15 protein-coding genes, 1 tRNA gene and 1 pseudogene are annotated in these 13,913 nt (G+C 73.4%); 7 read left to right on the top strand and 10 right to left on the bottom strand.

The window, feature by feature from the left end:
• Positions 1–41 precede the first annotated feature (41 nt).
• Positions 42–695: an aminodeoxychorismate/anthranilate synthase component II gene (locus G7075_RS16450; RefSeq protein WP_166123447.1), complete on the top strand. Its 654-nt coding sequence runs from the start codon at positions 42–44 to the stop codon at positions 693–695.
• A gap of 15 nt (positions 696–710) precedes the next feature.
• Here G7075_RS16450 and pknB read toward each other — a convergent pair whose 3' ends face one another.
• The 7 genes from pknB to G7075_RS16420 form a co-directional block, all read right to left on the bottom strand.
• The gene (pknB, locus tag G7075_RS16445) at positions 711–2,591 is read right to left on the bottom strand and encodes a Stk1 family PASTA domain-containing Ser/Thr kinase (RefSeq protein WP_166123445.1); all 1,881 of its coding nucleotides are present in this window, start codon (positions 2,589–2,591) and stop codon (positions 711–713) included.
• A gap of 12 nt (positions 2,592–2,603) precedes the next feature.
• Complete coding sequence (locus G7075_RS16440) at positions 2,604–4,058, bottom strand: penicillin-binding protein 2 (RefSeq protein WP_166123443.1); 1,455 nt, start codon at positions 4,056–4,058, stop codon at positions 2,604–2,606.
• A complete protein-coding gene (locus G7075_RS16435) occupies positions 4,055–5,437 on the bottom strand; it encodes an FtsW/RodA/SpoVE family cell cycle protein (protein WP_166124431.1) in 1,383 nt (460 codons plus the stop codon). Before G7075_RS16435 ends, G7075_RS16440 begins: the two co-directional genes overlap by 4 nt.
• Positions 5,434–6,816, bottom strand: a complete 1,383-nt coding sequence (locus tag G7075_RS16430; RefSeq protein WP_166123441.1) for a PP2C family serine/threonine-protein phosphatase — start codon at positions 6,814–6,816, stop codon at positions 5,434–5,436. The genes G7075_RS16435 and G7075_RS16430 overlap by 4 nt, the downstream gene beginning before the upstream one ends.
• A 3-nt stretch (positions 6,817–6,819) precedes the next feature.
• The gene (locus G7075_RS23085) at positions 6,820–7,038 is read right to left on the bottom strand and encodes an FHA domain-containing protein (protein ID WP_371814254.1); all 219 of its coding nucleotides are present in this window, start codon (positions 7,036–7,038) and stop codon (positions 6,820–6,822) included.
• Positions 7,039–7,335: 297 nt separating this feature from the next.
• A complete protein-coding gene (locus G7075_RS21575) occupies positions 7,336–7,578 on the bottom strand; it encodes an FHA domain-containing protein (RefSeq protein ID WP_240917692.1) in 243 nt (80 codons plus the stop codon).
• 8 nt (positions 7,579–7,586) lie between these two features.
• Positions 7,587–8,204, bottom strand: coding sequence for a DUF3662 domain-containing protein (locus G7075_RS16420; RefSeq protein WP_240917691.1), 618 nt, complete (start codon positions 8,202–8,204; stop codon positions 7,587–7,589).
• On the opposite strand from G7075_RS16420, the pseudogene G7075_RS23080 reads away from it, so the two are divergent.
• The 4 genes and pseudogenes from G7075_RS23080 to G7075_RS16405 all read left to right on the top strand — a co-directional run.
• A pseudogene (locus G7075_RS23080) lies at positions 8,098–8,631 on the top strand (pirin family protein); the annotation flags it as partial. The gene G7075_RS16420 and the pseudogene G7075_RS23080 overlap by 107 nt on opposite strands.
• 440 nt (positions 8,632–9,071) lie before the next feature.
• Positions 9,072–9,359 (top strand): hypothetical protein, encoded by a 288-nt coding sequence (locus G7075_RS23075; protein ID WP_371814100.1) that lies wholly within the window; start codon positions 9,072–9,074, stop codon positions 9,357–9,359.
• A 229-nt stretch (positions 9,360–9,588) separates the two neighbouring features.
• Positions 9,589–9,670 (top strand) — tRNA-Leu (locus G7075_RS16410).
• A gap of 234 nt (positions 9,671–9,904) precedes the next feature.
• Positions 9,905–10,597: an SDR family oxidoreductase gene (locus tag G7075_RS16405; RefSeq protein ID WP_166123439.1), complete on the top strand. Its 693-nt coding sequence runs from the start codon at positions 9,905–9,907 to the stop codon at positions 10,595–10,597.
• A gap of 20 nt (positions 10,598–10,617) precedes the next feature.
• Here G7075_RS16405 and G7075_RS16400 read toward each other — a convergent pair whose 3' ends face one another.
• Entirely contained in the window at positions 10,618–11,109 is a 492-nt protein-coding gene (locus tag G7075_RS16400) for a MarR family winged helix-turn-helix transcriptional regulator (protein WP_166123437.1), read from the bottom strand.
• A gap of 108 nt (positions 11,110–11,217) precedes the next feature.
• Here G7075_RS16400 and G7075_RS16395 point away from each other — a divergent pair, with 108 nt between their 5' ends.
• Positions 11,218–11,592 carry a DoxX family protein gene (locus tag G7075_RS16395; protein ID WP_166123435.1) on the top strand — a complete coding sequence of 125 codons (375 nt, stop codon included), beginning with the start codon at positions 11,218–11,220 and terminating at the stop codon, positions 11,590–11,592.
• Positions 11,593–11,622: 30 nt separating this feature from the next.
• On the opposite strand, the gene G7075_RS16390 is transcribed toward G7075_RS16395, so the two are convergent.
• A complete protein-coding gene (locus tag G7075_RS16390) occupies positions 11,623–12,816 on the bottom strand; it encodes a sterol desaturase family protein (protein ID WP_166123433.1) in 1,194 nt (397 codons plus the stop codon).
• 54 nt (positions 12,817–12,870) lie between these two features.
• A complete protein-coding gene (locus tag G7075_RS16385) occupies positions 12,871–13,266 on the bottom strand; it encodes an EVE domain-containing protein (RefSeq protein ID WP_166123431.1) in 396 nt (131 codons plus the stop codon).
• 160 nt (positions 13,267–13,426) lie between these two features.
• Here G7075_RS16385 and G7075_RS16380 point away from each other — a divergent pair, with 160 nt between their 5' ends.
• Complete coding sequence (locus G7075_RS16380; RefSeq protein WP_205860545.1) at positions 13,427–13,885, top strand: hypothetical protein; 459 nt, start codon at positions 13,427–13,429, stop codon at positions 13,883–13,885.
• The last annotated feature ends 28 nt before the right edge of the window (positions 13,886–13,913 follow it).

Genomic DNA, 13,913 nt, shown 5'->3' with positions numbered 1-13,913 from the left:
CAGGCCGCGGCACCGGGGCGCGGACGGTGCACCATGGAGGCATGACCCGGGTCCTCGTCGTCGACAACTACGACAGCTTCGTCTTCACGATCGTCGGCTACCTCGAGCAGCTCGGCGCCGAGTGCGAGGTCGTCCGCAACGACGCCGTCTCCCCCGCCGACGCCGCCGACTTCGACGGCGTCCTCGTCTCGCCCGGCCCCGGCACCCCCGAGGAGGCCGGTGTCTCGATGGCGATGATCGAGGCCTGTGCCGAGCGCTCGCAGCCGATGCTCGGGGTCTGCCTCGGGCACCAGGCGCTCGGGGTGGTCATGGGCGCGACGGTGGGGCGGGCTCCGGAGCTGCTGCACGGCAAGACCTCCCGGGTGCACCACGACGGCACCGGAGTGCTGGCCGGCGTCCCCGAGCCGTTCACCGCGACGCGCTACCACTCGCTGACCATCGACCCCGCGACCATCCCCGACGAGCTCGTGCCGAACGGACGCACCGAGAGCGGCATCGTCATGGCCGTCCGGCACGCCACCCTGCCGCTGCACGGCGTGCAGTTCCACCCCGAGTCGGTGCTCACCGAGGGCGGGCACCTCATGCTCGCCAACTGGCTGGCCGTCGCGGGTGACGCCGGCGCGGTGCAGCGCTCGGCCGGGCTCTCGCCGCTCGTGCACGACGCGGCCGGCGTGGCCCGGATGGTCGCCGGCTGAGCGTCGTGCGGCGCGTCAGCCGGTGGGGGTCCCGCTCGGGGTCGGCGACCCGGTCGGGGTGTCGGAGGGGGTCGGGGTCACCGTCGTCGGCGTGACGGTGGGCGCCGCCTTCTGGGCGATGACGATCTTCACCGTCGACCCGACGTCGGCCTTGGCCCGGCCCTTCGGGTCCTGCTCGATGACCTGACCCTCGGGCACCGATCCTGTCTGCCGGTACTCCGTCTCGACCTGGAGGTTCGCGTCGGCGAGGGCCCGCTGGGCGTCGTTCTGCGTCATGCCGACGACGTTGGGCACGACGACCTTGCCGGACGCGACCTCGACGTTGATGCGCGTCCCCGGCTTGACGCCCACACCGCTGCCCGGGTCGCTGGAGATGACCTGGCCCTTCTCGGTGTCGGGGTCGTCGGTCTGCGTGACCGTGCCGAGGGTGAGCCCCAGGTCGCCGAGCAGCTGTTTCGCCTCGTCGAGGGTGCGGCCCGTGAGGTCGGGCACCTCGACGTTGTTCGGCCCGCCCGACACGGTGATCCGCACGGTCGAGCCCTTCGTCGCCTGCGTGTCCCCGTCGGGGTTCTGCGAGACGACCTGGCCCTCGGGCACGGTGTCGTCGGCCGCGACGACCGCCTCGACCGTGAACCCGGCCTGCACGAGCTTGACGCGGGCGACGTCCTCGGGCGTGCCGACGACCGAGGGCACGGTGACCTTCGGGACCTCCTCCTGCCCGAAGTAGGTGACCAGCCCGTACCCCAGCAGCCCGAGGGCGGCGAGAACGGCGATGGTCAGGAGGATCCAGGCGGCCGGACCCCGGCCGGGACGCTCCTCCTCCTCGAGGCGCTCGCGGCGGGTCAGAGGACCGTCGTCGTCCGGCGGGGGCGGCGGCACCGCCCCGCGTCGGACCGGCGCCTCCATCGCGGCCGTGCGGTCGGAGAGGGAGCCGGCGGGGAGGGCCTCGGTGGCGCCGGCGGCGCCCGCGGCGAGCACGGCCCCGGCGGCCCCGGCGACGGCGGCGGCCGAGGAGCGAGCGGCCACGCTGACCGGACGCCCGAGCCGGACGGCCTGCAGGTCGGCGCGGAACTCGGCGGCGTCCTGGTAGCGCTCCTCGCGCGGCTTCTCGAGGGCGTGCAGCACGACGGCGTCGAGGTCCTCGGACACGGCCTCGGCGTAGCGCGACGGCGGCACGGGCGGCTGGCCCACGTGCTGGTAGGCGATGGCGACCGGGCTGTCGCCGAGGAACGGCGGGCGGCCGGTGAGCAGCTCGAAGAGCATGCAGCCCGCGGAGTACAGGTCGGAGCGGGCGTCGACGCTGTGCCCCTGCGCCTGCTCGGGCGAGAGGTACTGCGCCGTGCCGATGACGGCCTGCGTGGCGGTGACCGTGGCGTTCGCGTCGGCCATCGCGCGGGCGATGCCGAAGTCCATGACCTTGACCGCACCGTCGGCGCCGATCATCACGTTGGCGGGCTTGATGTCGCGGTGGACGATGCCCTGCCGGTGGCTGTACGCGAGCGCGTCGAGGACGTTCTCGGTGATTCGCACGGCCTCCATCGGCTCCAGCTGCCCTCTCTCGGAGAGGATCTCGCGAAGGGTGTGGCCGTCGACGTACTCCATGACGATGTACGGGATGTTGATCTTGGCGCCACCGGACTCGGTGTGCACGTGGTCCTCGCCGTGGTCGTAGACGGCGACGACGGCGGCGTGGTTGAGGGCGGCGGCCGACTGGGCCTCGCGACGGAAGCGGCTGAGGAACGTGGCGTCGCGCGCGAGGTCGCTGCGCAGCATCTTGATGGCGACGGGCCGGCCGAGTCGGGTGTCGAACCCACGGTGCACCTCCGCCATGCCGCCACGGCCGAGGAGGTCGCCCACCTCGTACCGTCCCCCGAGCAGCTCCGGGACGTCAGCCATGTCGTGCACTCCTCATCGGTTCAACCGTGCTTCCATCATCTGCTTGGCGATCGGTGCCGCGACCGCGCCACCGCTCGTCTCGCTGCCGGCCGTGCCGCCGTCCTCGACGACGACCGCGACGGCGATCTTCGGGTCGTCGGCCGGGGCGAAGGAGATGAACCAGGCGTGGGCCCGGCGCCCCTTGCCGTGCTCGGCGGTGCCGGTCTTGCCGGCGACCTTCGTGCCGCTGATCTGCGCCCGGCGGCCGGTGCCGTCGTCGACGACGGCGACCATCATGTCGGTCAGCGTCGAGGCGACCTCGGGCGTGACCGCCTCGGAGAGCTCGGTGGGCTCGGCGGTCTCGATGACCGACAGGTCGGAGCCGATGACCGACTGCACGAGGTAGGGCTGCATGACGACGCCCTTGTTCGCGACACCGGCGGCGACCATCGCCATCTGCATCGGGGTGACCCGCACGTCGTACTGCCCGATGGCCGACTGCGCGAGCTGCGGCTCGTCGAGCTCGGCGGGGACGCTGCTCGGGGTGACCCGCATCGGCACGCTCGGCGCGTCGCCGAAGCCGAACTTCGCGGCCTGCTCGCGCAGGGTGTCGGCCCCGATCTTCATGCCGAGGTCGCCGAAGGCGGTGTTGCACGAGACGACGAGGGCCTGCTCAAGGCTCACCTTGCCGGACGGGCTGCACGCGCCGCCGTCGTGGTTGGGCAGCGTCGCGTTCGTCAGCGGGAGGTCGAGCTCGGCGGGGCCGGGCAGCTCGGAGTCGGCGGTGTAGTCGCCCGTGGAGAGCGCGGCGGCGGCCGTGACGACCTTGAAGACCGACCCCGGCGGGTAGAGGTCGCCGCCGATGGCCCGGTTGACGAGCGGGCGGTCGGTGGCCTTGGTGAGCGCCTGGTAGTTCTTGTCGACCGTGCCGAGGTCGTGGCCCGCGACGGTGTTCGGGTCGAAGCTCGGGTGGCTGACCATCGCGAGGATGGCGCCGGTCTTCGGGTCGAGCGCGACGGCCGCACCCTTGGCGTCGCCGAGGCCGTCGGACGCGGCCTTCTGCACGGCGGGGTCGAGGGTCGTCTCGAGGGTGGCGCCCGAGGGCCGGCGACCGGTGAACAGGTCGGAGACCCGGCGGTAGAACAGCTTATCGCTGGCGCCGGAGAGGAGCGAGTTCTCGGACTGCTCGAGCCCACCGACCGCCCCGAAGAAGGAGTAGAAGCCGGTGATGTGCGCGTACAGCTCGGGGTCGTCGTAGGTGCGCTGGAACTTGAACTCGTCGTCGGTGGGGACCGACTTCGCGACGGGGTTCTGGCCGACGAGGATCTCGCCGCGCTCGCGGGCGTACGTGGCGAGCAGGGTGCGCCGGTTGTCGGGGCGGCCGTTGAGGTCGGAGGCGAAGACGTACTGGATGAGGGTCGTCGAGACGAGCAGGGCGGCGAACAGGGCCGCGACGAGGAAGGAGAGCCGGCGCACGGGGGTGTTCACGGGAGCCTCACCACCTCGGTGCGCGCCTCGGCCACCGCGCTGCCCGCGGCCGGGTCGGGCAGCGGGCGGCGGGCGTGGTCGGAGATGCGCAGGAGCACGGCGACGAGGGTCCAGTTCGCGAGGAGGGAGGAGCCGCCGGAGGAGAGGAACGGCGCGGTGAGGCCGGTGAGCGGGATGACCCGGGTGACGCCCCCGACGACGACGAAGCACTGGAGGGCCAGCGAGAACGACAGGCCGGCGGCGAGCAGCTTGCCGAACCCGTCACGGGTGCCGAGCGAGGTGCGCAGGCCGCGCTCGACGAGCAGGGCGTAGAGCACGAGGATCGCGAAGAGCCCGATCATGCCGAGCTCCTCACCGAAGCTCGGGATGATGAAGTCGGACTCGGCGAGGTAGGTGAGGTCGGGTCGCCCGCGGCCCAGGCCGGTGCCGAACATCCCGCCGGCCGCCATGCCCATGAGGCCCTTGGCGAGCTGGTCGGACGTCTCGAGCGCCTGCGGGCTGAACGTGTGCAGCCAGAGCAGCACACGGGTCTGGACGTGGCCGAAGATCAGGTAAGCGACGTACGCGCCGGCCCCGAAGAGCGCGAGCCCGATCGCGATCCACGACACCCGCTCGGTGGCGACGTAGAGCATCGCGACGAACAGCCCGAAGAACAGCAGCGAGGAGCCGAGGTCCTTCTCGAAGACGAGCACCCCGAGGCTGGCCAACCAGGCGATGAGGATGGGCAGCAGGTCGCGGGCGCGCGGAAAGGTCATCCCGAGGACCTTGCGGCCGGCGACCGACAGGGCGTCGCGGGTCTGCACGAGGTAGCCGGCGAAGAACACCGCCAGGGCGAGCTTGGCGATCTCACCGGGCTGGAAGGAGAAGCCGCCGACCTTGATCCAGATGCGCGCGCCGAACTGCTGGTCGCCGACGACGGGCACGAGGGGCAGCAGGAGCAGGGCGAAGCCGACCGCCCCGGCGAGGAACGTGTACCGGCGCAGCAGCCGGTGGTCGCGCACGACGACGAGCACGCCGGCGGCGATGGCGACGGCCAGCGCGCTCCACATCAGCTGGCGCAGCGCGACGCCGTCGGCGATGTCGCGGCCCTTGGCGAGGTCGACGCGGTGGATCATCACGAGGCCCAGGCCGTTGAGCAGCGTGACGATCGGGAGGATGAGGGGGTCGGCGTACGAGGCCCGCCAGCGCAGGACGAGGTGGAAGGCCATCGCGACGCCGAGGTAGCCGAGGCCGAGGGCCGCGAGCCCGGGCGGCACCGAACCGCTCGTCGCGAGACCGAGGTTGACGTAGGCGAGCCCGACGATGCCGACCGCGCCCAGGGTGAGGACGAGCTCGGTGGTGCGCCCGGACCGGGGGGCGACGGAGGAGACGACGCTCACGACGGCGGTGGGGTGGTCGGGGTGGACGAGGGCACGTCGTTCGGGAGGACGGGGACGGTCGCGGTGGAGGAGCCCGAGGCGGACGGGGTCGGGGTCGGCGGCGCCCAGGTGCTCTCGACGGTGCGGCACGCCTCGTCCTGGCTGCGGGCGTAGCGGCAGGCCGCGGCCTGGAGGCGCAGGTCGGCGACGCGGTCGTCGGCCTCGCGGCGGCTGCCGACGTCGATGCCGCGACGGATGCTCTCCTGGTAGGACGCCGGCAGGTCGTCGACGGGGATGGTCGTCGAGTACTCGGTGGAGGACAACGAGATCGGGCCGAGGTCCTGGTCGACGCCGCGGAAGACGGTGACGATGCCGTCCTGCTCGGCGAGGTAGTACTGCCGCTGCGACCACGCGTACGCGGCGTACGAGCCGCCCGCGACGACGACGAGCGTGACGATGAGCGCGGCCAGCACCCGCAGCGCGGTGCCCCGTCGGGTGCGCGGGCCCTCCTCGGCCAGGGTGACGCCCTCGTCGTCCTCGTCGTCGACACCGGTGGCCGCCTTGGTCAGCGCGGCGGCCTTGGCGGCGGGGGTGACGGGGATGGGGCGGGTGCCTCGACGGCTCGCGGCGGCCGCCCCGACGACCTGGGGCTGGGTGGGCGGGGCATCGGCGCGGGAGATGTCGACGAGGTCGCCGACGACGACCGTGACGTTGTCGGGGGCGCCGGCGCGCAGGGCGAGGGCGACGAGCCGGTCGGCGCACTCGCCGGGGTCGGCGGTGCTCGTCAGGACGTCGTCGACGGTGTCGCGCGCGACGTAGTCGGTGAGGCCGTCGGAGGCGATGACGTAGCGGTCGCCGGCCTTGCCCTGGCGCACCACGAGGTCGGGCTCGTCGTCGGCGGCGCCGGTGAGCACCCGTGTCACGAGCGAGCGCTGCGGGTGGGTGGTCGCCTCCTCGGCGGTGATCCGGCCCTCGTCGACGAGGTTCTGGACGAACGAGTGGTCCTTGGTGACCTGGGTGACCTGGCCGTCGCGGACCATGAACGCGCGTGAGTCGCCGATGTGGGCCAGGACGATGCGGTCGCCCGTGCGCAGCATCGCGATGAGGGTCGTGCCCATCCCGTCGAGCTTGGGGTCCTCGTGGACCCGGTCGCCGATCTCGGTGTTGGCGGCGTGGATGCGGTCGAGGAGGGCCTGGCCGGCGTCGCGCCCGGAGAGCGCCTCGCCGTCGAGGCCGACGAGCGCCGCGACGACGGTCGAGCTGGCGACGTCGCCGCCGGCGTGACCACCCATCCCGTCGGCCATGGCGAGCAGGTGGGGACCGGCGTAGCCCGAGTCCTCGTTGTTGGACCGGACCATGCCGACGTCGGAGCGGGCCGCGTAGTGGAAGGCGAAGGGCATCGGCTACCTCTGGAGCTCGAGCATCGTCTGCCCGATCCGCAGGACGCTGCCTGCGGCCACCTCACGCGGCTCGGTGAGCCGCGTCGCCCCGAGGTAGGTGCCGTTGGTCGACCGGAGGTCCTCGACGAACCAGGTGCCCTTGTCGTCCTGGTACAGCCGCGCGTGGCGGCCCGAGGCGTAGTCGTCGTCGAGGACGAGGGCGCACTCGGGGCTGCGGCCGATGAGGGTGCCGGCCGGGCGCAGCGGCAGCGTCGTGCCCGAGAGGGGGCCGGCCGTGACGACGAGCCGGGTCGGGCCCTTCTTCGACGGCTTGGCGGCCTTGGCGGCCTTACCGCGGCGTCCGTCGATGCCCTGGGGCGGCGTGGACGGCCGGGCGGGGAGGCCGCGGCGCGCTTGTTGACGCGCGTGCCGTAGAGGTCGCCGCGCAGCACGCCGACGACGGCGAAGACGAACGCCCAGAGCCCGACGAGCAGCCCGAGCCGGAGCACGGTGAGGGTCAGCTCGCTCATCATCGACGGGTCACCGCCGTCCGGCGCGGAAGGTGATGGAGGTGCGGCCGACCGTGATGCGGTCGCCGTCCTCGAGGTGGGTGCTCGTGATGCGCTCGCCGTTGACGAAGGTGCCGTTGGTCGAGCCGAGGTCGCGGGCGGTGGTGACGAAGTGCGGGCCGTCGGTGGTGACCCGCAGCTCGCTGTGCCGGCGGGAGATGCCCGGGTCGTCGAGGATGATGTCGGCGCTGTCGTCGCGCCCGAGGATGGTCATCGCGCCCATCAGGGGGTAGCGCTCGCCGTCGACGTCGAGCCAGGGGCGGTCGGCGGGGTTGACGCGCCGCGGTCGGGCCGGCGGGGCGGCCTGCTGGCGGTTCGGGCGGGTGGGGCCGTCGTCGTCGACCTCGTCGTCGTCGGCGGCCGCGGCGGCTGCCGCTGCGGCGGCCTGGGCGGGGCCGGGCGACGGTGCGGGTGAGGCCGGGGCCGGGGACGGGCGGCGCGCTGCTGCCCGGTGTGGCCGGTGGCGCGGGGGCGGCTGGCCTTGGACGGACGGAGCCGGAAGACACCGGTCTCGAGGTCCTCGTGCTCCTCGAAGACGATGTCGATGGGGCCGGCCGGCTGGTAGTGCTGACCCTCGCAGTGCTCCTCGGCGGCGGCGACGAGGTCGTCCTCGACGCCCCGGAGGTCGGGCTGGAGGCGGTCGAAGTCGCCGGGGCTCAGCTCGATGACGAAGACGTTGGGGACGATGGCCCGGCCCGAGGAGGTGACGGCGCGGTCGTCCATCGCGCGGCGGATGTTGCTCGCGATCTCGACGGGGTGGACGGCGGAGCGCAGGTGCCGGGCGAAGGTGCCCTGCACGGCGCGCTCGATGCCCGCCTCGAGGCGGTCGAGCAGGCCCACGGCGCACCTCCCTCGTCGGTCGTGGGGTCAACAGACGTCGGTCCAGCGTATCTGCCGACACTGGGTGAGCCCTGAAGGGCGTGCACGGGAGGTGTGGGGGATCCGTGCGTACCGTGGGGGGATGGTGGCGTCGGTGCAGGTGCTGCGGCCGCGGGAGGTGCCGCTCGGTGGGCCGCGGGCGATGACGGTGCGGCGCACCCTGCCGGCCCGCGAGCGCTCGTTCGTCGGGGCCTGGTGCTTCGCCGACCACTACGGGCCCGACGACGTCGCCACGAGCGGCGGGATGGACGTCGCGCCGCACCCGCACTGCGGGCTCGCGACGGTGTCGTGGCTGTTCAGCGGCTCGGTCGAGCACCGCGACTCGCTGGGGACGGTGGCCGTGGTGCGTCCGGGCGAGGTCAACCTCATGACCGCCGGGCGGGGCATCTCGCACTCGGAGGTGTCGACCGCGGGGACGTCGGTGCTGCACGGGGCGCAGCTGTGGGTGGTGCTGCCGTCGGGGTCGGCCGGCATCGAGCCGCGCTTCGAGCACCACGTGCCACCGGTGGTGCACCCGGCCGACGGCGTGGAGGCGCGGGTGTTCGTCGGATCGCTCTGGGGGTCGGAGTCGCCGGTGTCGGTCGAGACGCCGCTGCTCGGGGTGGAGGTCGTGCTGGCCGGTGGCGCGTCGCTCGAGGTGCCGGTACCGGACGGGTTCGAGCTGGGCGTGCTCGTCGACGCGGGACCGGTGGACGTCGACGGTGCGTCGGTGGGAGTGGCCGAGCTGGCCGTGCACGAGGCGGGGGTGTCGACGGTGCGGCTGGCGGCGGGGTCCTCCGGGGGCGGGTGCTGCTGCTCGGCGGCGAGCCGTTCCGGGAGGAGGTCGTCATGTGGTGGAACTTCATCGGCCGGTCGCACGACGAGGTCGTGGCGGCGCGGGAGGAGTGGGAGTCCGGGGCCGACGGCTCGGTGGCGGGGCCTTCGGACGGGTCGAGGGGTACTCCGGTCCGGTGGGGCGCATCCCGGCGCCGGCGCTGCCCGGGGTGCGGCTGCGGTCGCGGGGCAACCGGGCGCGTCGCGACGGAGCAGCGGGTGACGGGGTGCCGGTGGTCGAGGCACCGCCGATGTCCTGAGGCGTCGCGGCCGGACGGTTCGAGGTATCCGACCGCCTCGTGACGGTGGCCGGATACCTCCACCGGACGTGCATCCGGGATGCCTCGGACGTCCGGACGCTGCTCCCGGCTCTGGTCGGATCTGCCGGATGGCGGCGACTTCTCACCGCCATCCGGCGTTCCGGACCAGAGCCCGCAGGGTGGACCAGAGCCGGTCCAGCCGCGCGCGGCCGGGGCGTTTTGTCCGAACCGGGGTGCATCGGGCACACTGGGACGGCTCATCCGAGCACCACGCGCAAGTGGCGGAACGGCAGACGCGCTGGCTTCAGGTGCCAGTGTCCGAAAGGGCGTGGGGGTTCAAATCCCCCTTGCGCACACATGACGAGAGGGAGTCGGCGCCAGCCGACTCCCTCTCGACATGTGTGCTCGGGGATGCCGGGAGGGGGCAGCAGGCACCGACGCAGGAGGTGGCTGCTCCCCCGGAGTCCCCCCGTGCGCACCTCCGCCCCTGGCGCACCCGCCCTGCCGCATCCGCGAGGGTTCGACGGGCAAGCGGGCGGCCGCATCACGGGAGGCAGCGGAGGTGGCCCGCGCCCGCAGACTGGCGCCATGGCCTCCCACCCGCTGCAGGGCTCCGTCGTCGCCGTCGTCGGGGCGTCCGGCGCCCTCGGCTCACTGATCGCCCGGGGCATCGCGGACCGGGGCGGACACCCGCTCCTCGTCGGCCGCGACCACGATCGCCTGGCGGCCCTCGGCCTGCCCGATGACACCGTCACCGTCGTCGGCGAGCTCGGGGACGCCGAGCTCGGGACCCGGCTGGCCGACGCCGCCCGCGAGCGGCACGGTCGGCTCGACGGTGTGGTCAACGCCGCGGGAGTCGTCGCCTTCGGCAGCCTCCTCGACACCGACGACGCCGTCCTCGAGGAGCTCTTCCTCACCAACGTCCTCGGCCCGCTGTTCCTCCTGCGACGGGTGCTGCCACTGCTCACCGAGTCCCGGGGGTTCGTCGCGCAGCTGAGCGCCGTCGTCGCGGAGTCACCGATGGCCGGGATGGCCGCCTACTCCGCGAGCAAGGCCGCCCTGACCGCAGCCGACCGCGCGCTGACCCGCGAGCTGCGCAGGCAGGGGGTCGACGTCATGGACCTCCGCCCGCCCCACACCGAGACCGGCCTGGCCACCCGGCCGCTCGCCGGCGCCGCGCCTCGCCTGCCGCAGGGGCTGGACCCGCAGGTCGTCGCGGACGCGGTCCTCGACGCGATCGAGGCCGGGACGTCCGAGGTGCCCGCCGAAGCGTTCGGCTGAGCGCTCGCCGCCGGCGGCCCTCAGCCGGGCACGTCGATGGGTTCGAACGGCCCCTCGGGATCGATGCCCGCGACGATGCGCCGTGAGGCCTCGCCGATGGTCGCCAGCTGGCGGGCGGTCAGCGGGTCGAGGACGAGCCGGCGCACCTCCTCGACGTGCAGTGGCGCCGCCACCCGCACGACCTCGAACCCCGCGTCGGTGAGCACGCCGAACGTCGAGCGTCCGTCCTCCGGGTCGACCTCGCGCCGGGCCCAGCCGCGCTCCTCGAAGCGACGCACGGTGTTGGACAGCCGCGACAGCGAGCTCCCGCTGAACCGTGCGACGTCCTTGAGGTGCATCCGGCGGCCGGGTGCCATGGACAACCCGGAGAGGACGAGGTACTCGAAGTACCCGATGCCCGCGACCTTCTGCATCCGGCTCTCGAGGGCACCGGGCAGGCGCATCATCATCTGCGACACCAGGACCCACGCCCGCTGCTCGTCGGCGTCCAACCAGCGCACGTCATCGTCCATCCCGGCATGTTACTTCATCGTGCAAGTGATTGACATCGGCTCGGGAATGCGCGACGCTCGGTCTTCAGTTCATGTATGAACTGAACAACCTCCTCGGAAGGAACCACCGTGAACATCCTGCTCTGGGTCGTCGCCGGCCTGCTCGCCCTCGCCTTCCTCGCCGCCGGCGCCATGAAGCTCACCCGTCCCAAGGCCCAGCTCGCCGAGTCCGGGCTCGCCTGGGTCGAGGACTTCACCCCCGGGGCCGTCAAGGGCATCGGGGCCGTCGAGGTCCTCGGCGCCCTCGGCCTCGTGCTCCCCGCGGTCACCGGCATCGCGCCCGTCCTCGTGCCGCTCGCCGCCACCGGTCTCGCGCTGACGATGGTCGGCGCCGCCGTCGTCCACGTTCGCCGGGGCGAGACGCAGATGATCGTCGTCAACGTCGTGCTGCTGCTCCTGGCCGCGTTCGTCGCGTGGGGCCGGTTCGGGTCCCACGCCTTCTGAGGCACGACCGGTCGTGTCCCCCGTGATCGTTCAGCCGACGACGGGGACGGCCGGGGCGGGCTCCATCTCGGGGACGCCGGCCGCGGCGAGCGCCCGGTGGCGGTCGTACGCCCAGCCGGGCCCGCGCAGGAGGAACGACCAGCGGTCGCCCCACGTGCGCGAGCCGGCGATGTCGCGCCCGATGTCGCGCCACTCGTGGGTCGCGATGACCGCCGGGTTGTACGTCCCGATGTTCTTCGTCAGTCCGTAGACGACCGGCTCGTCCTCCTCCTCGAAGGTGCCGAAGAGCTTGTCCCAGACGATGAGGATGCTGCCGTGGTTGCGGTCGAGGTAGCGCGAGTTCGACCCGTGGTGCACCCGGTGGTGCGAGGGCGTGTTGAGGACCTTCTCGAGCCAGCCGATCGAGCGGACCGCCTCGGTGTGGATCCAGAACTGGTAGATGAGGTTGAGCGCGCGGGCGTTCTCGATGACGCTGGGCCGCACGCCGACCAGGGCGAGCAGGCCGTACGGCACTCTCATCGTCAGGCCCTCTGCGACCGGCTGGCGCAGCGCCGTCGAGAGGTTGTACCGCTCGCTGCTGTGGTGCACGACGTGCATCGCCCACAGCCACCGGCTCTCGTGGTTGAAGCGGTGGTTCCAGTAGTAGATGGCGTCCCACCCGAGCAGGGCCACGGCGTTCGCGAGCAGCCCGGTGCCGAGGTCGCGCCGGTTCGTCGCGAAGAGCCGCGTGCCGCTCGTCTGCGCCGACCAGGTGGTGGCGACGGTCAGCGCGGTCGAGGCGACGGCGGCCACGGCCATCCCGCCCGTCACCCGTCGCAGGGCGGGCGGTTCGGCGGCGAGGTCCGGCCCCGCGACCCCGACCCGGCGGACCTGGCGGGCCGCCTCCGGGATGGAACCCGCTTCGGGCAGACCGCCGCCCGCGCGGTGGCGCCGGACGACGTCGAGCACCGTGGTGGTCGCCGAGGCAGCGACCGCGGTGCCCATCAGCCAGCGTGCGCGCCGCCCGACACCCGGGGTGACCGGGTCGAGGACGCGCTGCGCGACGAAGGGGGCGAGCAGGCTCCCGACGCCCATCGTCAGGCTCGCCACGGTGTCGGCCAGCTCGTAGTCGCCGGCCCGCGTCGTGCCGGCCGGCGCCGGGTGGCGCTTCTGCCACCAGTACTCGGCGGCCATCGCCCCGACGAACGCGGGGATGGCGAGGACGGTGAGGTCGGGCCGCTTCATCCGGGGCACGCTACCCGCGGGTAACCGACAACGGAAGCCGATGTGGCGGGATCCTCAGCGGGGCGCGGCGCGGGCGAGGACCGCCTCGCCCGCGGCGGCGTCGAGCTCGAAGAAGCCGAAGCGGATGCTCGCGGTGGGCAGGTGCTCGCGGATGTCGGCGAGCGGCACGGGCGCGACCTCGCGCAGCGCCGCCCGCCGCCGGAAGCCGCCCGGGATGACGGTGCTCGGCTCGGGCTCGTCGCCGGTGACCTCGCCGACGAACGTCACCGCCCGCAGCGGCTCGCCCTTCGGGAAGGTCGTGGTCGGCGAGTAGACGATGACCGCGTCGCCCCGCGACATCCGGGCCATCGGGGCGCGCTTGCCGTGGTTGGCCATGACGAAGCCACCCTCGAGGCCCCGGCGTGCGTGGTCGCGCGAGGCGACGAGGACCCAGTACCGCTGCGTGCTCATGGCCGCACGCTAGGGGCGGGCACCGACAGGGGGACAGGGCCGGCAGAGCATGCGTCGGTGGCTCTCGGATGGGTCAGCACCCGGCGCAACCGAGCAGTCCGCGCGACACCCGTCCGGAGCCGTCGCCCCGCGCTCCGCCGCCACCTCGCAGAATGGGGACATGACTCCCCGCGACGAGAACGAGACCCCCACCCGGCGCGAGACCCTCGGTCGTGCCCTGCGCGGCGCGGGCAAGGTGGGGCTCGGCGCCTTCCTCGTCACGGCCGGCACCCTGCACCTCACCACCCAGCGCGAGGAGTTCCGCGCGCAGGTGCCCGAGTGGATGCCGGTCGAGCCCGACGACGTCGTCGTGTGGTCCGGGTACGCCGAGATCGCCCTCGGTGCCGCGACCCTGCTCGCCTGGCGACAGCCCTCGCGGGCTGGGATCGGACGGATCGGCGCGCTCTTCTTCGTCGCCGTCTTCCCGGGCAACGTCGCGCAGTGGCTCGAGCGCAAGGACGGCTTCGGCCTCGACACCGACGAGAAGCGCCTCGCCCGGCTGTTCTTCCAGCCGCTGCTCGTCGCCTGGGCGCTGCACGCCGGCGACACCCGGCGCCAGAAGCGCCTCGCCACCGACTGACCGGCACATCCGGCGTCGGCGGCGGAGG

This window comes from Phycicoccus sp. HDW14, assembly GCF_011383005.1.
Classification (GTDB): Bacteria; Actinomycetota; Actinomycetes; order Actinomycetales; family Dermatophilaceae; genus Phycicoccus.
Note: the sequence above shows the minus strand (reverse complement) of the source record. Positions and strands in the feature narration are given on the sequence as shown.